General features: G+C 63.4%; 19 protein-coding genes and 1 pseudogene. 14 read left to right on the top strand and 6 right to left on the bottom strand.

Translation table 11 applies throughout. The features are described 5' to 3' along the window. Positions 1-42 precede the first annotated feature (42 nt). A complete protein-coding gene (locus J3489_RS03285; RefSeq protein WP_206996275.1) occupies positions 43-624 on the top strand; it encodes a DUF3501 family protein in 582 nt (193 codons plus the stop codon). Positions 625-1234: 610 nt separating this feature from the next. After that, complete coding sequence (locus tag J3489_RS37365) at positions 1235-2380, top strand: DUF6566 family protein (RefSeq protein ID WP_242539751.1); 1146 nt, start codon at positions 1235-1237, stop codon at positions 2378-2380. A gap of 13 nt (positions 2381-2393) precedes the next feature. Here the strand turns inward: J3489_RS37365 and J3489_RS03275 are convergent, their stop codons facing one another. Together J3489_RS03275 and J3489_RS03270 are read right to left on the bottom strand one after the other, a co-directional pair. After that, the gene (locus J3489_RS03275) at positions 2394-3920 is read right to left on the bottom strand and encodes a mannose-1-phosphate guanylyltransferase/mannose-6-phosphate isomerase (RefSeq protein WP_206996274.1); all 1527 of its coding nucleotides are present in this window, start codon (positions 3918-3920) and stop codon (positions 2394-2396) included. A gap of 40 nt (positions 3921-3960) precedes the next feature. Beyond that, positions 3961-4281, bottom strand: a complete 321-nt coding sequence (locus tag J3489_RS03270) for a hypothetical protein (RefSeq protein WP_206996273.1) — start codon at positions 4279-4281, stop codon at positions 3961-3963. A gap of 87 nt (positions 4282-4368) precedes the next feature. Between J3489_RS03270 and J3489_RS03265 the strand changes: the two genes are divergently transcribed. The 10 genes from J3489_RS03265 (at position 4369) to J3489_RS03220 (ending at position 17329) form a co-directional block, all read left to right on the top strand. After that, positions 4369-5781: an undecaprenyl-phosphate glucose phosphotransferase gene (locus J3489_RS03265; RefSeq protein ID WP_206996272.1), complete on the top strand. Its 1413-nt coding sequence runs from the start codon at positions 4369-4371 to the stop codon at positions 5779-5781. A 74-nt stretch (positions 5782-5855) separates the two neighbouring features. After that, positions 5856-7262 carry a UDP-glucose dehydrogenase family protein gene (locus J3489_RS03260; RefSeq protein ID WP_206996270.1) on the top strand — a complete coding sequence of 469 codons (1407 nt, stop codon included), beginning with the start codon at positions 5856-5858 and terminating at the stop codon, positions 7260-7262. 45 nt (positions 7263-7307) lie between these two features. After that, complete coding sequence (locus tag J3489_RS03255) at positions 7308-7742, top strand: low molecular weight protein-tyrosine-phosphatase (RefSeq protein WP_206996268.1); 435 nt, start codon at positions 7308-7310, stop codon at positions 7740-7742. Then, entirely contained in the window at positions 7736-8902 is a 1167-nt protein-coding gene (locus J3489_RS03250) for a polysaccharide biosynthesis/export family protein (protein ID WP_242539750.1), read from the top strand. Before J3489_RS03255 ends, J3489_RS03250 begins: the two co-directional genes overlap by 7 nt. 88 nt (positions 8903-8990) lie before the next feature. After that, on the top strand, positions 8991-11225 hold the full coding sequence (locus tag J3489_RS03245; RefSeq protein WP_206996265.1) for a polysaccharide biosynthesis tyrosine autokinase: 2235 nt from the start codon (positions 8991-8993) through the stop codon (positions 11223-11225). A gap of 7 nt (positions 11226-11232) precedes the next feature. After that, positions 11233-12156 carry a glycosyltransferase family 2 protein gene (locus J3489_RS03240; RefSeq protein ID WP_206996254.1) on the top strand — a complete coding sequence of 308 codons (924 nt, stop codon included), beginning with the start codon at positions 11233-11235 and terminating at the stop codon, positions 12154-12156. A gap of 101 nt (positions 12157-12257) precedes the next feature. Then, complete coding sequence (locus tag J3489_RS03235) at positions 12258-13412, top strand: glycosyltransferase (protein WP_206996252.1); 1155 nt, start codon at positions 12258-12260, stop codon at positions 13410-13412. A 7-nt stretch (positions 13413-13419) separates the two neighbouring features. After that, positions 13420-14907, top strand: coding sequence for a glucose-6-phosphate isomerase (locus J3489_RS03230; protein WP_206996250.1), 1488 nt, complete (start codon positions 13420-13422; stop codon positions 14905-14907). Continuing rightward, a complete protein-coding gene (locus J3489_RS03225) occupies positions 14904-16112 on the top strand; it encodes a glycosyltransferase family 4 protein (protein ID WP_206996248.1) in 1209 nt (402 codons plus the stop codon). The genes J3489_RS03230 and J3489_RS03225 overlap by 4 nt, the downstream gene beginning before the upstream one ends. Before the next feature lie 95 nt (positions 16113-16207). Beyond that, the gene (locus tag J3489_RS03220; protein ID WP_242539774.1) at positions 16208-17329 is read left to right on the top strand and encodes a glycosyltransferase family 4 protein; all 1122 of its coding nucleotides are present in this window, start codon (positions 16208-16210) and stop codon (positions 17327-17329) included. 57 nt (positions 17330-17386) lie between these two features. Here the strand turns inward: J3489_RS03220 and J3489_RS03215 are convergent, their stop codons facing one another. From J3489_RS03215 to J3489_RS03205, 3 genes are all read right to left on the bottom strand, one after another. Further along, complete coding sequence (locus J3489_RS03215) at positions 17387-17851, bottom strand: hypothetical protein (RefSeq protein WP_206996244.1); 465 nt, start codon at positions 17849-17851, stop codon at positions 17387-17389. A gap of 222 nt (positions 17852-18073) precedes the next feature. After that, positions 18074-18544, bottom strand: coding sequence for a hypothetical protein (locus J3489_RS03210; protein WP_206996236.1), 471 nt, complete (start codon positions 18542-18544; stop codon positions 18074-18076). Then, entirely contained in the window at positions 18522-19673 is a 1152-nt protein-coding gene (locus J3489_RS03205) for a hypothetical protein (protein ID WP_206996234.1), read from the bottom strand. Before J3489_RS03205 ends, J3489_RS03210 begins: the two co-directional genes overlap by 23 nt. 309 nt (positions 19674-19982) lie before the next feature. On the opposite strand from J3489_RS03205, the gene J3489_RS03200 reads away from it, so the two are divergent. Both J3489_RS03200 and J3489_RS03195 read left to right on the top strand, forming a co-directional pair. Then, positions 19983-21584, top strand: a complete 1602-nt coding sequence (locus J3489_RS03200) for a peptide chain release factor 3 (RefSeq protein ID WP_206996232.1) — start codon at positions 19983-19985, stop codon at positions 21582-21584. 363 nt (positions 21585-21947) lie between these two features. Then, a pseudogene (locus J3489_RS03195) lies at positions 21948-22136 on the top strand (IS5/IS1182 family transposase); the annotation flags it as partial. Positions 22137-22350: 214 nt separating this feature from the next. Here the strand turns inward: J3489_RS03195 and J3489_RS03190 are convergent. Next, positions 22351-23799 (bottom strand): NAD-dependent succinate-semialdehyde dehydrogenase, encoded by a 1449-nt coding sequence (locus tag J3489_RS03190; protein WP_206996230.1) that lies wholly within the window; start codon positions 23797-23799, stop codon positions 22351-22353. Positions 23800-23971: the final 172 nt, after the last annotated feature.

Genomic DNA, 23971 nt, shown 5'->3' with positions numbered 1-23971 from the left:
TCGCTTAAGGCCGCTCCCATTCTTTTATGCAAGGAACGCGCAATGATCATTTCCAGGAATTCGCTGCTGACGCTCGAGGCCTATTCGAAGGTGCGCATTGAAATGCGCGCAAGGGTAATCGAACATAAGAAAACTCGCGCCGTGCATCTCGGCAACCATCTCACGTTCCTGTTCGAAGACGAGACGACGATCCGTTATCAAATTCAGGAAATGCTCCACATCGAAAAGATTTTCGACGAAGAAGGGATCCTCGGCGAGCTGAACACGTATCTGCCGCTCGTGCCCAACGGCGGCAATCTCATCGCGACGATGCAGATCGAATATGAGCACGTGATCGAGCGGCGCGCGGCCCTAGGGCGCCTGATCGGCATCGAAGACCGCGTGTTCATGCAGGTGGACGGCGAAGCGCCCGTCTTTGCGATCGCCGACGAAGACCTCGAGCGCGAGAACGACGAAAAGACCTCGGCCGTGCATTTCGTGCGCTTCGAATTCACGCCGCAAATGAAGTCGAAGCTGAAGCAGGGCGCCGGGCTTTCGATGGGAAGCGACCATCCGAATTACCCCGTGCCGCTTACGCCGATTGAGCCTGATGTGCTGGCCTCGCTTCTCAAGGATCTGGCTTGAGCCTTTAGGTCCGTGTCACTTGGCTTGGGCCGTTTGGCCTGAGCGTCCCCCTCTGCAGGCGGCGTGCGCGACACGTGCCGCCGTGCTCTTCTCGCTTACCCCTCCATTTCATTCCTCCGTAAAGGCCGCTTAGCAAAATTCAATACACCTTTACATCGTCTTTGCAATTTCTTACCGGTTGTTCGCTATTGATTTACGCCTTTTCCTGTATCGTTCAAGGCCCGCCTCCACAGGCTTAGCCGCTAGCGCTTGAGGTCTTAAGCCACATGCCTTACGGTTGCTTTCATGTCGGCTAGATAACAGTCGAATAAAAAAAATCAATTCATAATTCTGTAACGAATTGCCGCCAAGTTGTTTCTGTACGTAACATAAAGAGGATCAGATATTCAGACAAACCCTAGCGATGGTATGCTTCCTGCACAATTTTTCCCATGCACGAGTGAGACCGAGTTTTGTGCGTCAAGCGAGGGAAATTCTGCACTGCATACGTGCGAAATTGACCGATGCGCCCAACGAACCAGCAATTTGTGCAACCTGATGGCGAATGCGCATGGTCCGCCAACAATTGCCGATAGTCGCGGCTCGGCCTGGCCGCGTGGAGAAAAAAAGCATGTTCTTCGATGAGTTGAACAACGACGAATGGGGGCGACTATCCCCGCTGGTGGCCGATGAACCGGTGCGCCTGAATCGTCGAGGCAGGCCGCGTGCCGAAACGCGGGTAGTGGTGAACGCCGTGCTGTGGATCCTCACGACGGGCAACCCCTGGTCGAAGCTGCCGGGACGCTATCCGTCCGGGCCCACATGCCGGCGCCGTTTCGAAGAGTGGCTGGTCGACGGCACGATGCTGGAAATGATCCGCTTGCTGAAGGAGTTCGGCCGCTCGTTCGCATATATTCCTGAGCCGCCTGTGCCCGCTGCCGCGCCGCGCCCGGAGCCCGCAGCCGATATCGACCGTCTGCGCGGCGTGTTCTGGAAAAATCCCGAATCGTGGCAATCGTCGCCGGTCCACGCAAACGTTTGCGCGCCGGGCGACCCGATTGCCGCGATGACGCGCCAGCTCTCCGGCGGCGAGGCGCTGCTGTCCGCACCCGAGGCCGACGACGCTCTGCAAGGCCTGCGCTTGCGTGCCGATGCCTGGGCTGCGACGCAACTGGGCCGAGCGACGCCATCCGGCCCTGCGCGGGCCTCGGCACCTTTGCCCGGCGCCGGCCTGCTCGCTGCGCCCGGCAAGGCGGCCAAGCGCGGCCTTCCGCGCGGCACGCCCTGGGTGCATTTCGGGTCGAGCGACGCGCAGGTCGACAACTACAAGGGCTACACGATCTACGCGTCGGCGCAGCCCGTCGCGAAGCTGATGTATCGCGCGTGGACGGAAATCGTGAAGGACGGCAAGCGCACCGAGCGCTCCGGGCTGATCGGCCCTCGCTTCACCGACGCCGAAGCGGCTCAGCACTACGCGCTCGATTGGGGCCGCGACTGGATCGAAGGTCAAAGCCGCACGGAAGCCGTCGACCGCGTTGCGCCAGCCGCCGCAGACGGCAGCGCCGATGAAGCCTCTGCCGTGCCGTCCGCGCCGTTTGCTCCTGCGCCTGCCTCCGCTTCTGCCGCAGCGATGCCTCCGGTCCCGACCAAGCCTACGGTGACGAGCGTCACGCGCCCGCTCGAGCCGGTGGTCAAACGCACCGCGCCCGAGCGGCGTGCCGCCAAAGACAGCCGCCCGGATGCTAAGTCATCCGAACTGCTTTACCAGATCGGATGAGCGAGGGGGCGCGTTATTCGCGTCCGTACTTGTCGTCGAAGCGGACGATGTCGTCCTCGCCGAGATAGGCGCCGGATTGCACTTCGATGATTTCGAGCGGCATTTTCCCGGGATTTTCGAGCCGGTGCGTGACGCCGAGCGGGATGTAAGTCGATTCGTTCTCGGACAGGATGAACGACTCCTCGCAGCGCGTGACGAGCGCGGTGCCGCGCACGACGATCCAGTGTTCCGCGCGGTGGTGGTGCATCTGCAGCGACAGCCGCGCACCGGGCTTCACGACAATGCGCTTGACCTGAAAGCGCTCGCCGTTATCGACGGAATCGTAGTGGCCCCACGGGCGATGCACCTTGCGGTGGCTCGCCGCTTCGGGGCCGCTTTCGGCCTTCAGGCGGCCGACGATCTTCTTGACGTCCTGCACGTGCGATTTCTCGGCGACGAGAATCGCATCGGCCGTCTCGACGACGACGAGGTCCTGCGTGCCGACGCAGGCGATCAAGCGGCCTTCGGAGTGAGCGAGCGTCGATTGTGCGCCTTCGAACATGATGCGTCCGCGCGCGACGTTTCCGTTGTCGTCCTTCGGCAGAATCTTCCAGATCGCGTCCCACGAGCCGACATCCGACCACCCCGCGTTCAACGGCACGACCACGCCGCCGCACACGGACTGATCATTGCTCAATGGCTCCATCACCGCGTAGTCGATCGAGTTCGAGGGCGAATCGGCAAACGCTTGGGCGTCGATCCGGAAAAAGTCGCCGTCGGTTTTGCCGCTTGCGTGCGCGCGCACGCAGGCTTCGTGAATGGCGGGCTGGAAATACTGGACGGCCTTGAGCCACGTCGATGCGCGCACGATGAAGATGCCGCTGTTCCACCAGTACTCGCCCGAGGCGACGTACTGCTGCGCGAGTTCGACGTGCGGTTTTTCGACGAAGCGTTCGAGCTTGCGCGCCGCGATGCCGCCCGCTTCGCCGACCGGCTGGCCGAGGCGAATATAGCCGTAGCCCGTTTCCGGACGATCGGGCACGATGCCCATCGTCGCGATCATGCCTTCCGACGCGTAGTGCACGCCTGCCGCCACGGCGGCCTGGAAGCCTTCGAGATCGGCGACCGCGTGGTCCGCGGGCATCACGACCATCAGCGCGTCGCCGGCATCGGCGGCGATATCGAGCGCCGCGATCGTCAGCGCGGGCGCCGTATCGCGCCCGAGCGGCTCGAGCAGAATGCGCGAGGCGTGGCCGCTCGCGCGCAATTGTTCGGCGGTCGTGAAGCGGTGTTCCTCGCCGCAAACGACGATGACGCGCTCGGCGAGTGCGTAGCTGCTCGTCAGTCCTTCCAGGCGATGCGTGGTCGATTGAAGCAGCGACTCCTCGCCTAGCAAGCCGATGAGCTGCTTCGGAAAGTGCTCGCGCGACATCGGCCACAGGCGCGTGCCTGAGCCGCCTGCCAGAATCACGGGGTGCACTTCGAGCCGCACGCCCGCCGTACGCGGACGTTCCTGCGTGGCGGCGAGATCGATGTCGGCCACGGCAACCGGAGCAATCATGGTGGTACTCCTTGGGGCATGAAAAGGAATGCCTCAAGTTTTAGCACGACGTAAATTCACAATAAAAGATTGTGTTTCCGCAATTTGAAGCGCTTGGAATAAAAAATAGAAAACAATTGAGAACCTGAATTGCGCGTGACCAAGGCGTCGAGCGGCGTGTTGCGCGCTCGTCTGCCGAGGCCCGTGCGAAATCGCGTCCGTCCCCCGCCGATTTGCCCGCCAGCACTGCCTTCCCACTCCGAATTCGGAAAAACATTCCACACGAAATCGGAAAAAATTCGGCAATTCTTGCTGAATAATTTTCGAAATATTGCTGCACTTGCAGCATGTTTTTTAATGCCGCTTCATTGTCGTCAAGCAAGGGTTTCCACGAATCGCGGCAGGCATTCGAACCCTGGCGACACCGAATCAATACGCGGAACGTGACTGACGAACTGGGGTGTATCGGATGCTGAGCGTTCTATCGAGAATCATCGACATCGCAATGGCCGCTCTAGGCGCGCTCATTGCGGCACGGCTGCACGAAGGCCGCTTCGTATGGCTCAACGATATGGAAACCATCGCCGTCGCATTCAACGGCGTGCTGGTGATCGTGTTCTTTCCGGCGCTCGGCATCTATCAGTCGTGGCGCGGCAAGCCGGTGCGCGAGCTGTTGTGGCGCGTGGCGTTCGGCTGGCTGATCGTCGAGGGCACGGGCATCCTCATGAGCTTCAGCGCGCATCGCGCGGAGGAGCTGTCGCGCTTGTGGCTCGCTTTTTGGGCCGTAGCGACGATTGCGCTTTTGCTCATTACGAAGACGCTCGTCTACGCGATCCTGCGCCAATTGCGCCGCGAGGGCTTCAATCAGAAAGCGGTCGCCGTGGTGAGCGGCCGGCAGTACGGGCAGTTTCTGGTCGAGCAGATGCACAAGCGTCCCGATGCGGGATTCAGCCCGGTGTGCATCTTCAATGAGGACCCCGGCGAGGATGCGGGCATTCAAGGCGCCGGAGCCCCAGCCGCTGCAGCGGCGACGGTGGCCGGCGTGCCGATCGAGCACGACTTCGCGAAGCTGACGAAGCTCGTGAAGAGCCGCGCCATTCGCGAGTTGTGGCTTGCCTTGCCGATTTCTCAGGAGCGCACGATTCACAAGATGGTGACGGAATTCAAGAACGACTTCGTCAACATCCGCTTCATTCCCGACGTGCGCAGTCTCTCGCTGTTCAATCATGCGGTGGTCGATCTGCTGGGCGTGCCCGCGATCAACTTGGCGGCGTCGCCGATCACCGACGTGCGCATCCTGCCGAAGTTCGTGTTCGATCGCCTCTTTGCACTTTGCGCGCTCACTGCGCTCTCGCCGCTGATGGCCGCGATCGCGGTAATGGTCAAGCTGTCCTCGCCGGGGCCGGTGTTCTTCCGGCAGAAGCGCAAGGGCATCGACGGCAACGAGTTCGAGATCTACAAGTTCCGCTCGATGAAGATGCATGCCGAGAAGGCCGGCACCGTGACTCAGGCGACGAAGAACGATTCGCGCGTCACGACGCTCGGGCGCTTCCTGCGCCGCACGAGTCTCGACGAGCTGCCGCAGTTCATCAATGTGCTGAAGGGCGAGATGTCGGTGGTGGGGCCGCGTCCGCACGCGCTCGAGCACGACGACATCTATAAGGATCTCGTGCGCGGCTACATGCACCGCTACCGGATCAAGCCCGGCATCACGGGCTGGGCGCAGATCAACGGCTACCGCGGCGAAACCGACCGCATCGAAAAGATGATGGGCCGCGTAAAGCTCGATTTGTACTACATGCAGCACTGGACTTTCTGGCTCGACATCAAGATCGTCGCCCTGACTCTGTGGAAGGGCTTTGCCGGCAGCAACGCATATTGAAAGCGGGCCGGTGCGCATCGCATGCCGGCTTCGCGACACTTTTCTGCTCAGTTTCCTGTTTCTAGGAGTAACGGATGAATCTGACCATCATTGGCAGCGGTTACGTGGGTCTCGTGACGGGCGCATGCCTTGCCGACATCGGCAACGACGTGTTTTGCCTCGACGTCGACCAGAAGAAGATCGACGTGTTGAATGGCGGCGGCATTCCGATCCATGAGCCGGGCCTGCGGGAAGTCATCGCGCGCAACCTGGCGGCGGGCCGCCTCAAGTTCTCGACCGACGTGCGCGCCGCGGTGGCGCACGGCGACGTGCAGTTCATCGCGGTCGGCACGCCGCCGGACGAAGACGGCTCGGCCGACCTGCAATACGTGCTCGCGGCCGCGCGCAACATCGGCCGCCATATGACCGGCTTCAAGGTGATCGTCGACAAATCGACGGTGCCGGTCGGCACGGCGCTGCGCGTGCGCGAGACCGTGGCGGCGGAGCTGGCCGCGCGCGGCGAGGAGCCGATGTTCTCGGTCGTGTCGAATCCCGAGTTCCTGAAAGAGGGCGCGGCGGTCGAAGACTTTACCCGGCCCGACCGCATCGTGCTCGGCTGCGACGACGACGTGCCGGGCGAGAAGGCGCGCGAGCTGATGCGCCGTCTTTACGCGCCGTTCAACCGCAATCACGAACGCACCCTGTGGATGGACGTGCGTTCGGCGGAATTCACGAAGTACGCGGCGAACGCGATGCTCGCGACGCGCATTTCATTCATGAACGAACTCGCGAATTTCGCGGACCGCATCGGCGCCGATATCGAGGCCGTGCGGCGCGGGATCGGTTCGGACCCGCGCATCGGCTACGACTTCTTGTATGCGGGCTGCGGCTATGGCGGCTCGTGCTTCCCGAAGGACGTCGAAGCGCTGATCCGCACGGCGGCCGATAACGCGCACGAGCTGAAGATCCTGAAGGCGGTGTCGGCCGTCAACGATGCGCAGAAGCAAGTGCTGGCACAGAAGATCGTCGCGCGCCTCGGCGACGATTTGTCGGATCGCACGTTTGCGGTTTGGGGGCTGGCGTTCAAGCCCAATACCGACGATATGCGCGAGGCGCCCAGCCGGACCTTGATCGCCGCCTTGCTCGCACGCGGCGCGCGAGTCGTGGCTTATGACCCGGTTGCGATTCGGGACGCCAGGCGCGTCATCGCTGCCGACTTGCAGGATGAGCCCGAGTGGCTGGAACGGCTGACGTTTGCCAACGAGCAGATGGAGGCCGTCAGGAACGCCGATGCGCTCGTGATTCTCACCGAGTGGAAGGCGTTCAAGAGCCCGGACTTCGACAGCCTCAAGAAGGCGCTCAAGGCACCCGTGATTTTCGATGGGCGCAATTTGTACGAGCCGGACGCGATGCGCGAGATCGGCGTGGAGTATCACGCGATCGGACGCGGCGGCGCGGTTGTCGGCGCTGGGGCGGGTGCGGTTGCCGTCGCGGCGCGCTGACGCTGGGTTTGTTCGAAAGCGGGCCAACGAGCGAGACAACGGCTTATGTTTAAAAACATCCTGGTGGTCTGCCACGCCAACGTTTGCCGAAGCCCCGCAGCGGAGCTGCTCTTCAAGGCGCGGCGCCCGCACAAGGGCATGGAGTTCCGGTCGGCGGGCCTGAGCGCCCAAGACGGCGCATCGATCGACCCCACGATGCGCCGTCTGCTGGCCGGTCACGGGATAGACAGCACGGAACACCGCGCCAAGCGCCTGAACCTGCGGTACATCCGCGACGCCGACCTGATCCTCGTCAGCGAGCGTCAGCAAATCGCCGCAGTGGAATCGCTCGCGCCCACCTCGCGCGGCAAGGTCCATATGCTCGGCAAGTGGGAGGACTCGGACGTCGACGACCCCCACGGCGGCCACGAAGACGCCTATCGCCGGAGCTTCGCCCTCATCGAACATCTCGTCACCGGATGGCTGAACAAAATATGCTGAAACGTTGCGCTGCGACTTCTCTTTTGCTGGCGGCTTTTCTGTCAGGCTGCGCCTGGGCACCCGGCTACGACCTCGATACGTCGCGCCTCAAGGACAACGACCCGGCGCCGACCGAGACCTATCCGGTCCATCTGATCACGCCCACGCTGCTCAGGGACGAAGCAACCGCGCAAGCGGCCCCGGCACCGTTGCCGCAAGCGCGCTTTGCCGACGCCTCGAAATATGTCTACCGCATCTCGCCGCAAGACATTCTCGGCATTACCGTCTGGGACCATCCCGAGCTGACGACGCAGCAAGGCCAGTCGTTCTCGACCGGCGGCAACACCACGCAATCGATCGCCGGCGCGCTCGCGCAGCCGTACACCACCGCGTTGCCGGGCCAGGCCGATCCGTTCGGGCAAACGGTGTCCGCCGACGGCACGATCTTCTTTCCGTTCATCGGCCGCTTCAAGGCGGCGGGCAAGACGACGGAGGAAGTGCGCGACCAGCTCTCCGCCGCGCTTGGGCCGTACATCAAGAACCCGCAGCTCGACGTGCGCGTGCTCGCGTATCGCGGCCAGAAGATCCAGGTGACGGGCGATGTGAAGACGCCCGGTCCCCTCGCGGTCACCGATGTGCCGCTTACGCTCGTGGATGCGGTCACGCGCTCCGGCGGCGCGAATGCGGATGCCGATCTGCAGCGCGTGCGCCTCACGCGCAACAAGCAGTTCTATCAGATCGACCTGAACGGCGTGCTCGATCGCGGCGACGTGAGAAACAACGTGATGCTGCAAGACGGCGACATCATCAACGTCCCCGATCGCTCGGACAGCCGCGTGTTCGTGATGGGCGAAGTGAAGACGCCGATGCCGGTGCCGATGATCCGCGGAAGCCTGACGATCGCCGATTCGCTGACGAACGCGGGCGGCATTCTCGATACCGATGCGAATCCGCGCCAGGTCTACGTGATCCGCGGCTTGAAGGGCAAGCAGGGCACGCCCGACATCTACCGGCTCGACATGACGCAGCCCGATGCCTTGCTCCTGTCGGCGCAGTTCCAGTTGCAGCCGTTTGACGTGGTCTATGTCGGCACCGCAAGCGCAGTCCAGGTCAACCGCGTCATCCAGCAGGTGCTGCCGGCACTGGAGACGGCGTTCTATCTGAAAGAGCTGACGAAGTGACCGAAGCGACCGAAGTGACCGAAATGAGTTTAGGGCCCCTAGGCCGCTGCCGCTCGGCGGCGGCCGTGACCAGAAACGGGAACGAAGCATGAGCACAAGTTTGAGCACGCACACCCATACCGCCCCCCTCGCGGCGATCAAGACCGAGGAGGAGGATCTCGTCCTCGGCCAGTTGCTGCAGGTGATTCTCGACGACATCGGGTGGCTGATCGGCATTGCGCTCACGATCGTCATGATGGCCGCGCTCTATACCTACCTCGCCAAGCCGATCTACTCGGCCGACGCGCAGGTGCGCGTGGAGGCGGGCGACAACACCTCGCAGGCGCTCACGCAGACGCAAACCGGCGCGGTCATCAGCAGCGGCCCGCCGACGCTGCCGACCGACGCCGAAATCGAAATGATCAAGAGCCGCGGCGTCGTCGCGCCGGTGGTCGAGCACTGGAAGCTGAATTTCTCGGTGACGCCGAAGACGATTCCGCTCTTGGGCAGCATCGCCGCGCACCTCGCCGAACCGGGCAAGCCGGCGAAGCCGTGGCTCGGCCTCAAGTCGTACGCGTGGGGCGGCGAAATGGCCGACGTCGATTCGATCGAAGTGACGCCGTTGCTCGAAAACGAAAAGCTCACGATGACCGCGCTCGGCGACGGCCAGTACACGCTGCAGACCGCCGACGGCGGGCTGCTCCTGCGGGGCCGCGTCGGCGAGCAGGAAAAGGGCGGCGGCGTGACGATCACGGTCAGCCGGCTCGTCGCGCGCCCCGGCACGCAATTCAAGGTGATGCGCGCGAACGATCTCGACGCGATCACCGCGTTCCAATCGGCGATCACGGTGTCGGAGCAAGGCAAGCAGACGGGCGTCATCGAAATCTCGCTCGAAGACAAAGATCCGGCGCACGCGGCGGAAATCGCCAATGCGCTCGCGCAGTCATACCTGCGCCAGCACATCGCGAGCAAGCAGGAAGAGGCGAGCAAGATGCTGAGCTTCCTGCAGAGCGAAGAGCCGCGCCTGAAGTCCGATCTCGAACGCGCCGAGGCGGCGCTCACGCAATACCAGCAAAAGTCCGGCTCGATCAACGCGAGCGACGAAGCGAAGGTCTACCTCGAAGGCAGCATCCAGTACGAGCAGCAGATCGCGGCGCTGCGCCTGCAGATCGCGTCGATGGAGCAGCGTTTCGGCGCCGAGAACCCGGTCATGCAGACCGCCAAGCAGCAGCTCTCGCAGCTCGAAGGCGAGCAGCAGAAGTTCTCCGACCGCTTCCGCGACCTGCCCGCATCGGAAGTGAAGGCGGTCGCGCTGCAGCGCGACGCGAAGGTCGCCGAAGACATCTACGTGCTGCTGCTCAACCGCGTGCAGGAGCTTGCCGTGCAGAAGGCGGGCACCGGCGGCAACGTGCATCTGATCGACGCCGCGCTGCGCCCCGGCGAGCCGGTCAAGCCGAAGAAGATGCTGATCCTGTCGGCGGCGGTGTTCCTGGGGCTCATCGTCGGCACGGGCGTCGTGTTCCTGCGCCGCAACCTGTTCGCGGGCATCGACGATCCCGAGCGCGTCGAGCGCAACTTCGGCCTGCCGCTCTATGGCCTCGTGCCGCTCAGCCAGGAACTCGTCAAGCTCGATCTCCAGAACGAGCGCGCGAATCGCGTCGACCGTCCGATCCTCGCGCTCTTGCGGCCGAAGGATGTCTGCGTCGAAAGCCTGCGCAGTTTGAGGACGTCGATGCAGTTCACGCTGATGGACGCGAAGAATCGTGTCACGGTGCTGACCGGTCCCTCGCCCGGCATCGGCAAGAGCTTTTTGACCATGAATCTCGCGGTGCTCCTCGCGAACTCCGGCAAGCGCGTGCTGCTGATCGACGGCGACATGCGGCGCGGCTCGCTCGAGCGCTATATCGGCGGCCGGCGCGAAAACGGCCTTTCGGAGTTGCTGAGCGGACAGATCTCGCTGGAGGAAGCGATTCGTCCGACCGTCGTGACGGGCCTCGATTTCGTCTCGAGCGGCACGCGTCCGCCGAATCCGTCGGAACTTCTGATGTCGCCGCGTCTGCAAACGTATCTGGAGGGCTTGAGCAAGCGCTACGAAGTGATCTTCGTCGACACGCCGCCGGTGCTCGCCGTCACCGACGCCTCGATCTTCGCCGAGCTGGCCGGCTCGACCTTCCTCGTGCTGCGCTCGGGCATGCACAACGAAGTCGAGATCACCGATTCGCTCAAGCGCCTGAGAGCGGCCGGCATCCAGGTACAAGGCGGCATCTTCAACGCGATGCCGCGGCATCAGCGCGGCTACGGGCGTGCCGGCTACGCGGCCGTGCAGGAATACCTGAGTACATGAGGACCGCATGAAGCTATCCGTACTGGTTCCGACCTACCGCCGTCCCGCCGACCTCGCGCGTTGCCTGATCGCGCTGCAGCGGCAGACGAAGCAGCCCGACGAAGTGATCGTCGTCGCGCGGCCCGAGGACGACGCGACGCATGAGCGGCTCGCCGACCCTGCGGTGCGCGGCATGCTGCCGCTCTGCGTCGCGCTGATCGAAGTGCCGGGGCAGGTTGCGGCGCTCAATCGCGGGCTCGACGCCGCGTCGGGCGACGTGATCGCGATCACCGACGACGATGCCGCGCCGCGCCCCGACTGGCTCCTGCGCATCGCCGCGGCGTTCAAGCTGGACCCGCAGCTCGGCGCGCTCGGCGGACGCGACTGGGTGCACGAAAGGGGCCGCATTCTCGACGGCCGGCGCGAGTGCGTCGGCAAGATCCTGCCGTCGGGCAAGATCATCGGCAATCACCATCTCGGCGTGGGCGCCGCGCGCGAAGTCGACATGCTCAAGGGCGCGAACATGAGCTACCGGCGCGCCGCGATTGCGAACCTGCGCTTCGACGAGCGTTTGCGCGGCGCGGGCGCGCAAGTCCACAACGACATGGCGTTCAGCATGGGCGTCAAGCGCGCGGGCTGGAAGCTCATGTACGACCCGCACGTGGCCGTCGATCACTACCCCGCCGAGCGTTTCGACGACAACAGGCGCGACGTGCAGACGATGGCCGCGGTGCGCAACGCCGCCTACAACCTGCATCTCGTGCTGCGCGAGCACTTGCCGCCGCTCAAGCGCGAGACCGCGTGGTGGTGGTACACGCTGGTCGGCACGCGCGTGTATCCGGGCTTCGTGCACGCGGTGCTGTCGGCGGCCTCGAAGAACGGCGCGGCCGTCCGCTCGCGCTGGCGCGCGGTGCGCCTCGGCGCGCAAGACGCGCGGCGGGTGACGCCGTGACCGGCGCTCGGCGCGCTGCAGCCGATGCGCGAGCGGCCCGCCGCAGCCCGCCGCCGGCGAACGACCACGCGCCCCCCACACCGGCTCACCGGAGTTCAAGCATGCAAGCGACCAAAGTGCACGTGCACCTCTTCTACGGCGCCGACCCGCGCGTCTACCGCAAGGGCGAAGACTTCGGCTGTCTGTACGGCTATCACCATGCGGAGTCGGACGAGTTCGCGCTGACCTATTCGTGCGACGCGAAGGAAAGCAAGCCCGTGAGCGTCGCGCGCCGCGCGCTCAAGCTGGTGCTCGGCTTCGATCTGATCCACACGCTGCGCAATCGCGATGAGATCCTGCGCTCCGACGTGATCTGGACGCACACCGAAGCCGAGCATCTGGCCGTCGCGCTCGTGCTGCTCTTGGCCGGCGAGCGCGGCAGGAAGCCGTTGCTGCTCGCGCAAAGCGTGTGGCTCTTCGACAAGTGGCGCGGCTACGGCGCGCTGCGCCGCTGGGTCTATCGCAAACTGCTCGCGCGCGCCGACGTGCTGACGACGCTCGCGCGCGACAACGCCGAGCTGTGCCGCCGCTATTTGAAGCGCGATGCGATCCGCGTCCACTACGGCCTGAACATGACAGACTTTCCGCTTGCGGAGCCGCACACGTGGCAGCCGCATGCGCCGCTGCGGATCGCCGCGATCGGCAACGACCGCGACCGCGATTGGACCACGCTCGTCAAAGCGTTCGGCAACGATCCGCGCTATACGGTGCGGCTTGCGACGCGCCGCAAGATCCCGCAAGCGCTCCATGCGCCGAACGTGCAGATCGCGCCCGCTTCCGGGCTCGCGAAGCAGCGCGAGCTGTACGACTGGGCGGATCTCGTGGTGGTGCCGCTGCGGCCGAACTACCACGCCTCGGGCATCACGGTCGTGCTGGAAGCGGCGGCGCTCGGCAAGCCGGTGATCGCAACCGACGTAGGCGGCCTGCGCGACTACTTCACCGCGCAACAAGTGAGCTACGTGCCGCCGCACGATGCCGCCGCGCTGCGCCGCGCCGCCGACGCTCTCGCGGCGCATCCCGAGGCGACGCTGAGCCGCGTGTGGGCAGCCGGCGCGCAATTGACCGCCCGCCGACTGACGACGCAGCACTTCGCGCAGCAGCACGTGCAGATCACGCGCGCGATGCTCAGCGAGCGCGGCGCACCTGCGGTTCGCGAGCGTAATAGCGCTCGCGACGTACGGATCGCCGAGCGCGCCGTCCCGATCGAGCGCCGCTAAAGTCCGCATGAGCACTCCCGACCTCGTACGCAACTTCAGGGCTGCATCGGCCGAAGCGAAAAGCGCGAAGCGCGGCCTCTTCAGCACCGACCCGAAGCACTGGGCGGCGCAGGCGATCCTGTGGTTCATCACGCTCGTCCTGATCGCCGCGCATCAGGGCACGGTTCTCACGCTCGCCTTCCCGGTCCTCGCGACGATGGCCGGCCTCTGGCTCTACTTCAAGAGCCCCGCGCGCTATGTCGGCTTCATGTGGTGGATGTGGTTCCTGAGCCCCGAGGTGCGGCGTCTGGCCGACTTTGCGAAAGGCGCGTTCACGCCGACGAGCCTGATCCAGATCGCACCGCTCGCCGTGACGATGCTGAGCGGCCTCACGCTCCTGCGCCACTACCGGATGCTCGCGCAGCGGCGCGGCCTGCCGGTGCTCCTGGTCCTGCTCGGCCTCATCTACGCGTTCCTCGTCGGCGTGGTCGCGAGCGGCCCGCTCGCAGCCGTCTACGACCTCGCGAACTGGGTCTATCCGATCCTGATCGGCTTTCACATCATGGCCGACTCGCGCAACTATCCGCAGTATCGCGAGGCGATCCTCTCGGCGTTCGTCTGGGGGATGCTGATCATGGGCGTCTACGGCATGGTGCAGTTCTTCGTGATGCCGCCGTGGGACGCGCTGTGGATGCTCGGCTCGCAGATGAATTCGCAAGGCGACCCCGTGCCGTTCGGCGTGCGCGTGTTCAGCACGATGAACTCGTCGGGACCGTTTGCGTTCGCGATGATGGGCTCGCTCGTCTTCGTGCTCGCGGCCGCGCAGCGGATTCGCTGGCTCGCGGGCGCGGCGGGCTTCATCGCGTTCTGCTTGAGCCTGGTGCGCTCGACGTGGGGCGGCTGGGTGATCGCCGTCGTGATCCAGCTCGCGAAATCGAGCAACCGCGTGCGCGTGCGGATCATCATGAGCGCCGTCTTGCTCGCCGGATTGAGCGTGCCGCTGCTCGCGGTGGGGCCGGTCGCCGACCGCTTGTCGACGCGCCTGCAGACGGTCGGCAATCTCCACGACGACCAGAGCTACGAAGCGCGCAACCAGTTCTACGCGACGTTCGCGCAGACCGCGTTTACCGACGTCTCCGGCGAAGGCATGGGCGCGACGGGCACGTCGACGAAGCTCTCGAACGACGGCGGCGAACTCGGCAAGTACGGCAACTTCGACAGCGGCGTGATGAACATCCCGTTCGTGCTCGGCTGGCCGGGCACGCTGCTCTATCTCTCCGGCATCGTGTGGCTGCTTGCGCGCGCCGTGCGCGCGTCGTTCGCGCTCGGCGACGACAAGTTCGCCGCGGCCTGCCTGAGCCTCGCGCTCGCGGTGTTCGCGATGCTCGTCTTTACCAATTCGCTCATCGGCACCGGGGGCCTGCTGCTCTTCATGAGCGTGTTTTTACTGCTGTCCGCCGCGCACTGGCAGAAGATCCAGCGCTTGCGGCTTTTACGGGGGAGTCCGTCAAATTGAGAGTCGCCATTGTTACGCACGTGGTACGTCATAACGACGGACAAGGCCGCGTCAACTACGAAATCGCGCGCGCCGCGCTGGAAGAAAACATCTCGGTGACGCTGATCGCTTCGCACGTCGCGCCGGAACTGCTTGCGAACCCGCGCGTGCGCTGGGTGCCGATCCGCATCGGCCGCGGCTGGCCGTCGAATCTGCTGCGCCAGCAGGTGTTCGCGTTGAAAAGCGGACTGTGGCTGAAGCAGCACCGCGACGAATATGACGTGCTGCACGTGAACGGCTTCATCTCGTGGGCGCATGCCGACGTGAACACCGCGCACTTCGTGCACGGCGGCTGGTTCGCGAGCCCGTACTACCCGTTCGGCTTGGGCAAGGGCCTGTGGTCCGGGTATCAGTTCGTCTATACGTACCTCAACTCGCGGCTCGAACGCTGGGCCTATCGGCGCTCGCGCATGGTCGCCGCCGTCTCGCAGAAAGTCGCCGCCGAAATCCGCCATACCGGCGTGCCCGCGCAGAAGGTCGGCGTGATCTACAACGGCGTCGATACCGAGACGTTCGCGGCGGCGCTCGGCGATCGCCGCAAATTCGGTTTGCCGCCGGATGCGTTTGTGCTGCTGTTCGTCGGCGACTTGCGCACGCCGCGCAAGAACCTCGGCACCGTGCTGCAAGCGCTCACGCGTCTGTCCCAGCACGTTCATCTCGCCGTGGCCGGCTATTTGCCGGGCAGCCCCTATCCGGACGAGGCGCGCGCGCTGAAGATCGAATCGCGCGTGCACTTTCTCGGGCTCGTGAAGGAGATGCCGGCTTTGATGCATTCGGTCGATGCGTTCGTGTTTCCGTCGCGCTACGAGGCGATGAGCCTGTCGCTGCTCGAAGCGATGGCGGCGGGCTTGCCGGTCGTGACGGCGCGCACGGCGGGCGGCGCCGAGATCATCACGCCCGAATGCGGCATCGTCCTCGACGATCCCGACGACGCGCCTGCGCTCGCGAACGCGATCGCGGGACTCGCGAGCGACGACCGCACGCGCTGCGCGATGGGCGCCGCCGCGAGCCGGCTCGCGCGCGATTTCGGCTGGTCGCGCATGGCGATGCAATACATCGCGCTGTACCGGCAGATGGCCGACGCGAAGGGCGAGCTGCGCGCCCGCACGAATTCGAATCTCGCACCGGCGCAGTTTGCGCCCAACGAAGGAGCGAAACAGTCATGAGCCAAGCTGCTGCGGCACGAATCCTTGCTTTTCGCGCGACGGATGCCGCCCCCGGCGGCCGGCCCGCGCGCCCGATCAAGTCGCTGCAAATCGGCATGCACTGGTTTCCCGAGCGCGCGGGCGGCCTCGACCGCATGTATTACTCGCTCGTCGGCGCGCTGCCCGGGGCGGGCGTCGCGGTGCGCGGGATGGTGGCGGGCTCGCCGCGCGTCGCCGCCGATACCGGCGGCGCGATCCAGGGCTTCGGTCCGGCTGCGCGCTCGCTGCCGCTGCGCCTGATGGCGGCGCGCAAGATGCTCGCGAACGTCGTGCGCGAAGAGCGGCCCGATGTGATTTCGTCGCACTTCGCGCTGTATACGTTTCCCGGCCTCGACGTGCTGCGCGGCATTCCGCAGGTGTCGCATTTCCAGGGGCCGTGGGCGGACGAGAGCCACGTCGAAGGCGCCGATTCGCTCGGGCAGCGCGCGAAGCACATGCTGGAGCGCACGGTGTACGCGCGCTCGTCGCGGCTGATCGTGCTGTCGGAGGCGTTCGGGCAGATTCTGAGTTCGCGCTACGGCATCGCGCCGGACCGCATCCGCGTGGTGCCGGGCTGCGTGAACGTCGCGCAGTTCGATCTGGATATCACGAAGCGCGAGGCGCGCCGGCGCCTGCAACTGCCGCAGGACCGGCCGCTCGTGCTGGCGGTGCGGCGGCTCGTCAGGCGCATGGGGCTCGAGGATCTGATCGACGCGATCAAGGTGGTGAAGGAGCGGCACCCGGACGTGCTGCTGCTGATCGCCGGGAAGGGGCGGCTGCAAGACGAGCTGCAGGCGCGCATCGACGCGAGCGGGCTCCAGGACAACGTGAAGCTGCTCGGCTTCGTCCCCGACGAGCATCTGGCCGCGCTGTACCGCGCGGCGACGATCAGCGTGGTGCCGACGGTGGCTTTGGAAGGGTTCGGTTTGATCACGGTCGAATCGCTTGCTGCGGGTACGCCCGTGCTGGTGACGCCGGTCGGCGGTCTGCCGGAGGCCGTGGCGGGGCTGTCGAAGGACCTCGTGCTGCGCTCGACCGGGGCCGGGGCGATCGCCGAAGGGGTCGGGGCGGTGCTCGACGGGGAGATCGCGCTGCCCGACGCGCAAGCCTGCCACGCCTATGCGCGGGACCATTTCGACAACGCGGTGATCGCGCGGCGGGTGGCCGAGGTGTATTCGGAGGCGATTGCGGCGGGGTGAGGTTGGAGATGGAGTGGCAATGGCGAGCGCGGCGCATGGGGCTGGCCCCTCGGGCCGTCAATGTTTGCGCAAACGGCCGACACTGATCGAATTGAGGCAGTCGGGTGCCTTTTCGGCAAAGCCGAATGTATAGGCGTAACCGTCGACATCGACTTGAAACAGCGTTTGCTCCTCTAAGCTGCCGCCGCGCGGGGCTTCAACCACACGCCAACCAGGATAGTGTTGCTTGACCTCGTCGCGGGAAATGCAGCGGTTCGAAATCTCGAAGCCGGCGCCGATTCGCTTTCTGTATCGATTTTCGGATATCGAGATTGCTCTTAAGCGCTCGCCGGACGGCAAGGTTATCGGGTCCGCGGTGTAAAACGTTACGTATTCGTTTCTCTCTTCTTCCCGAATGCCGCTCAATAGTTCGGCGAACACGTCCATGTTTTGCGATCGGACCACTTGAATAAAAGCGGTAGTGAAGCTCCAGATATCTGTGGGAGCGATGTTGGGGGAGCTATTTTCCTGCGTTGCTTTCACACCAGTCTCCGTAGTATTTGCCATAGGTTTGATTGGTACGGGACGTGTATTCGCCGTTCCCGTAGATGGTCCCGATGTCGCTGCGCGCTTGGCTTGCGTTGCCGGACTGGAGATAGCTGTCGTAGGCTCGATTGTAAGCGGCATGGTTGCGCGGATCGCCGGCGATGCCAATGTCAGGACCGCCATTAGCCAATATTTCACGTTGTACCTCAACAACCTGCCTCAGGACTCGGGCTTGCTCAGCCGGCCTACACCTATTGAATTAAGGCAATCAGGCGCCTTTTCGGCAAAGCCGAATGTATAGGCGTAACCGCCGATATTGACTTGATAGCGCGTTTCCTCTTCCAAGCTGCCGCCACGAGGACCCGCGACTATGCGCCAGCCTGGGTAGTGTAGTTTGACCTCATCGTGCGAAATGCAGCGGTTCGAAACTTCAAATCTAGCGCTGATGTTCGTTCCGTTTCGATCCGAAGCGATCGAAAACGCCATGACGCGTTCGCCCGAGGCCAAGTCCACGGACTTGGCTGTGTAGAACGTGAAGAACTCGTTTTGTTGGCGAATGCGAAGATCGCCCAGGAACTTCTTGACCTCGTCGAGTTGCTGCGTGCGGATAACCTCTACAAATGCGGCGGTAAAGCTCCAGATATTCGCTTGAGCGGCGTTGAAGGACTTATTTTCCTGCGTTGTTTTCACACCAATCTCCATAGTAGCTGCCATAGGTCTGACGAGTATTTGAGGTGTATTCGCCGTTTCCGAGGATGGCTCCAATGTCGCTGCGAGCTTGCTTGGCATTGCCGGATTGGAGGTAGCTGTCATAAGCTCGGTTGTAGGCTGAGTGGTTGCGTGGATCGCCGGCGATGCCAATGTCAGGACCGCCATTAGCCAATATTTCACGTTGGACCTCGATGTTTTTTATCGTTGCGGCCCCTTCGTCAGATAAAAATGAATTGACGCAAGCAGCTTTGTTGGTCGGGTCTACGGCGTATGTGTATTTAGCGTGTCCGACTTCGTGCGCCAAGGTTTGAATTGCGCCGCGCGGATCATTTTTATAAATACCGTCCAGTACGATTTGAGATGGCGAATCTGAATCGTCAGAGACGCGATTGGCAAAAGAGCCCTTGCCTGATTGTCCGTAAGAAAGCTCCCACTTTTTCGCTGCCAGCTCTTTCAAATCCCGCTGCAACGTCGGTGATTTCGCCAGGATCGCATTGGCTGACTGGCCCAACTCAGGCACTTCCACAGTAGTCTGAGGCTTCGGCGCCTTGGGCATCGGCGGAGCGACCCGCCAAGCAGCCGCCGCAACTTCCCGCTCCACCTGAGCGCCGCCGTCTTTCTCTTGGTTGGCACCCGCCCGCATCGACCGCTGCCGATACACATAATCGAGCTGCCACCGCAGCGCCCCGCCGATGCTCGAGTTGTGCCCCTTCCGATTGACCTGCCAGCGCCCGCCATCCGGCATCTCAAGATCGTCGACCCAATCGACGAGCCCTGTGCCGAATTTCGTGCTCGCCAGCTTGACCCATGTGCCCTGCTCGATTTCACGCTGCAGGCGATCGAGCATCGCCCGCCAAACCATTTCGTTTCTCACCGGCGCACGGCGCCAGTCCGAGCCGAGCGTGTCGTCGAGGAATGCCGTCAACTGGTGCTCGCCGACATGTGAGGGTTCGTAATCGACCTCCATGTGAACCAAAGCCGACTGAGCTTGCCACGCGAGCGGCGGCCACGCGAAGATCGGCAGCTCGACGCGAAACGCTTGTTCCGGAGTCAGGTCGCGCATGCGCAGCAGTTCAGGTATGCCGAAAAAGAGCGGTCGGTCCCGCATGGCTTGTCTCCCTGTTGTTTGTCTAATGAAAGAGACGAAGCGTAGCCGACAAGGCCGTTAGGACGCTATGAGACCATTCTCATTTCTGATCGGTTGGCTATCGGACTATGGCAAAACGTCGACGTTGCGCTGATCAGCGTAGTCTTCCTGTGCCGGCGAAGGAACGGGCGTATTCGCTGACGTTCTCGCGGAGCTTGCCCCTGGAAAGCGAACTGCTGCACGGCAACGGAGACTGATGCCGGAAGAAGGGCGGGATCAACCCCGTGTATCATTCCGGGTTGCCCCAAAATCCCCGAATCGCCGACCAACATGCCCGTATCTGAACTCAAACGCCGCCGCACGTTCGCGGTCATTTCCCACCCGGACGCCGGTAAAACGACGCTGACCGAGAAGCTCCTGCTGTTCTCGGGCGCGATTCAGATCGCGGGCACCGTCAAGGGCCGTAAGAGCGGCCGCTACGCGACCTCCGACTGGATGGAGATCGAAAAGCAGCGCGGCATTTCGGTCGCGAGCTCGGTGATGCAGTTCGAATACGGCGACGCCGTCATCAACCTGCTCGACACCCCCGGCCACGAGGACTTCTCCGAAGACACCTACCGCGTGCTGACCGCGGTCGACGCGGCCGTGATGGTGATCGACGGCGCGAACGGCGTCGAAGCGCAGACGCTCAAGCTGCTCGAAGTGTGCCGCAGCCGCCGCACGCCGATCGTCACCTTCATCAACAAGCTCGACCGCGAAGTGCGCGAGCCGCTCGACCTGCTCGACGAGATCGAGCAGCACCTCGGCGTGTCGGCCGTGCCGTTCACCTGGCCGATCGGCATGGGCAAGGAATTCCACGGCGTCTACGACGTCGAGCGCGATCAGGTGCGCGTGTTCCGCGCCGGGCAGGACACCGCGGGCGGCGACGTCGAGACGCTGCAAGCCATCGACGACAACGAAGGCGAGCGCCGTTTCGGTTTTCCTTGGAAGAAGGCGATGGAGGAGGTCGAGCTGATCTCGGGCGCGACGCCGACCTTCGACCGCGAAGCGTTTCTCGCCGGCGACCAGTCGCCCGTGCTGTTCGGCTCGGCGATCAACAACTTCGGCGTGAAGGAAATTCTCGACGCGCTCGTCGACCTCGCGCCGCCGCCGTCGATGCGCATGGCGGTCCAGCGTCCGGTGCAGCCGGACGAGCCGAAATTCACGGGCGTCGTGTTCAAGGTGCAGGCGAACATGGACTTGGCGCACCGCGACCGCGTCGCGTTCATCCGCGTGTGCTCGGGCCGCTTCGAGCGCGGCATGGCGCTCAAGGTGTCGCGCTCGGGCAAGACGTTCCGCGCGAACAACGTCGTGACGTTCCTCTCGCAGCGTCGCGAAACCGTGAGCGAAGCCTATCCCGGCGACATCATCGGCATCCCGAACCACGGCACGCTGAGCCTCGGCGACACGCTGACCGAAGGCGAGACGCTGCAATTCGTCGGCCTGCCGTTCTTCGCGCCGGAAATCTTCCAGACGATCGAGGTGGTCGATCCGATGCGCGCAAAGCAGCTCGGCGAAGCGCTGAAGCAGTTGGGCGAGGAGGGCGCGATTCAGGTGTTCCGCCCGGCGCACGGCGGGTCGACGATTCTCGGCGCGGTCGGGCAACTGCAGTTCGAGGTGGTGTCGCACCGGCTGTCCGCCGAGTACAAGGTCGACGTGCGGATCATGCCGGCGCGCTATCGCATGTCGCGCTGGGTCACCTGCGACGATGCGGGCGAACTGCGGCGCTTCATGGACGCCTACGCGGCGCGGATTGCGCTCGACGCGTCGAACGCACCGACTTATCTCGCGTCGCACATCTCGGAGATCGAGGTCGCGCAGAAGGCCTGGCCGAAGATCGTCTTCAACGAGTTGCGCGAGCACTCGGGCGCGCCGTTCAGAAAGAGCATGTGATGGGCTGGGCTGTCCGATTCGAATAGAGTCGTCATTTTTAAAATAAAGTTGTCATTTGGGTTCGGATCACGTTGGCGTCACCTGATCTGAACTTACTCTATTAAAAACTAAGATTTAGGCGTTTTTCTCCTGGGTTGGCCCACGCGAGCTTGCGCCCGTAACGACGACGACTTTTCCGGCGATATTGCTGTTCATGATGTCGGCTCCCTGATTGAATTGCGAGCTATCGTTAAAAGTGGTGTACGCGGCGTAGGGAGGAGGCAGGAGAAGGCGGTGGCGCTTGAAGGAGAATGTTGCTTTCCACGGCGTTGTTGCATAAAACCGGCCGTCGCGCAGTCGCCTGACGTTTACGCGCAACAACCATGGAGGAAACGCAGCGGCTATCACCGTCGCTCGCTGCCCGAAAATGCGATGTACCGGTTCAAGACGCTCACCGGCGCATGCCTTTGGGCTCGACGTATCGACTCGCAGGCGACCGAAGTCGCTGTGCGCGTGGGCGTGCTTATCCGGATGATCGAGCTCGCGCGCCCGCAGTCCGTCCGCATCGCCTGAAATCGTGAACAAAGGCACCGCTTCGTCCTCACGCCGGATTTATGCAACAACATCGGCGAGAAGTTTGCTATCGGCAGGGCGCTTTATCGATGGAACCGGACAGCATTCTGTACAGCAGGCGCAGCGGTATCCTCGAGGCCGAGCTTCGCGAGATCGAACTGGGCCTTGCGAATTCGCTGCGTCTCTTGCCCCGCCGATCTGCGCGCCAGCTCGGTCAAATTCCCATGCAGATGTACTTGATCACGAGATAGTCATCGATGCCATAGCTCGAGCCTTCGCGTCCGAGCCCGGATTGCTTGACGCCGCCGAATGGGGCGGTCTCAGTCGAAATCAGTCCGGTGTTGATCCCGACGATGCCATATTCGAGTGCTTCGGCTACTTTCCAGACCCGCGAAACGTCGCGGCTGTAGAAGTAACCGGCAAGCCCATACTCAGTGTCGTTCGCGAGCTTGATGACGTCGTCGTTCGTCGAGAACTTGAAGATGGCGGCCACAGGTCCAAAGGTCTCTTCCCGGGCAAACCTCATGTCGGATGTCACCCCAGTAATTACCGTGGGCTCGAAGAAGCTTTGGCCAAGTGAATGCCGCCTACCCCCCGTCACAATTCTTGCACCCTTCCCGACCGCATCTTCGATGTGGGATTCGACCTTTTTGACGGCGGCTTCGTTGATGAGCGGCCCGAGCGCGACATTCGCACTGATTCCGGGGCCGACTTTGAGGCGCATTGCGGCAGCTGCGAGCTTTTCCGCGAACAGATCGTGGATCCGCTCATGCACGTAAAAGCGATTAGCGCAGACGCAAGTTTGTCCAGAATTACGATACTTGGAGACAAGCGCGCCTTCTACGGCGCTGTCGATATCCGCATCCTCAAAAACGATAAACGGTGAGTTTCCACCGAGCTCCAACGAGACTTTTTTGACTGTCGGAGCACACTGGGCCATCAGCAAGCGCCCAACCTGGGTCGAGCCCGTAAAGGAAAGTTTCCGGACGGTGGGATTCCCGGTCAATTCGGCGCCAATGTCCCTGGGTTCGCCGGTCACGATACTCAAGACGCCGCGAGGGATGCCTGCTTGCTCGGCAAGCACGGCCATTGCCAGCGCCGAAAACGGAGTTGATTCAGCAGGCTTCACGATGATCGGACAGCCTGCGGCGAGGGCGGGCCCAACTTTACGGGCGATCATCGCCGCCGGAAAATTCCAAGGCGTAATGGCTGCGCAGACGCCAATCGGCTCTTTCGTGACGAAGATTCGTTTGTCAGGCGCATGTGTCGGCAGGGTGTCGCCCGCGACACGCTTGCCTTCCTCCGCGAACCATTCGAGGAAGGACGCCGCGTACAGGACTTCGCCCCGCGCTTCGGCCAGTGGCTTTCCCTGCTCGCTTGTCAAGATCAGGGCAAGGTCATCGGCGTTCTCGAGCATCAAGGTGTGCCACTTCAGCAAGATTGTCGCACGTTCCTTGGCGGTTTTGGCTCGCCAGGCAGGCCAGGCCCTGCTGGCGGCGTCAATGGCCCGCCGGGTCTCCGGTGCACGCATCCTGGGGACTTTACCCAGCATGGTCCCGTCAGCCGGATTGAACACATCGAACGTGCCGTTGTCGTCGGCACCTTGCCATTCGCCGGCAATGTATGCCAGCTCCCGGAAGAGGGCCGGATTCTTCAAATTCATGTCTGGTTCCTTGATTCATGACCGGAGTGACTTCTGCGCTGCCCGGTTGCTCGACGAAGATTCTCACCAGTGGCCGGGCGCGCAACGAATAGTATAGGAATGCTTAATATTATCGCAGCGAGGATGAACCGGGACATCGGCCGCCACAGCTCACCAGAAGGTCTCTCAGGTG

This window comes from Trinickia mobilis, assembly GCF_017315705.1.
In the GTDB taxonomy this organism is placed as follows: domain Bacteria; phylum Pseudomonadota; class Gammaproteobacteria; order Burkholderiales; family Burkholderiaceae; genus Trinickia_A; species Trinickia_A mobilis.
This window is presented reverse-complemented; position numbering and strand designations above follow the sequence as displayed.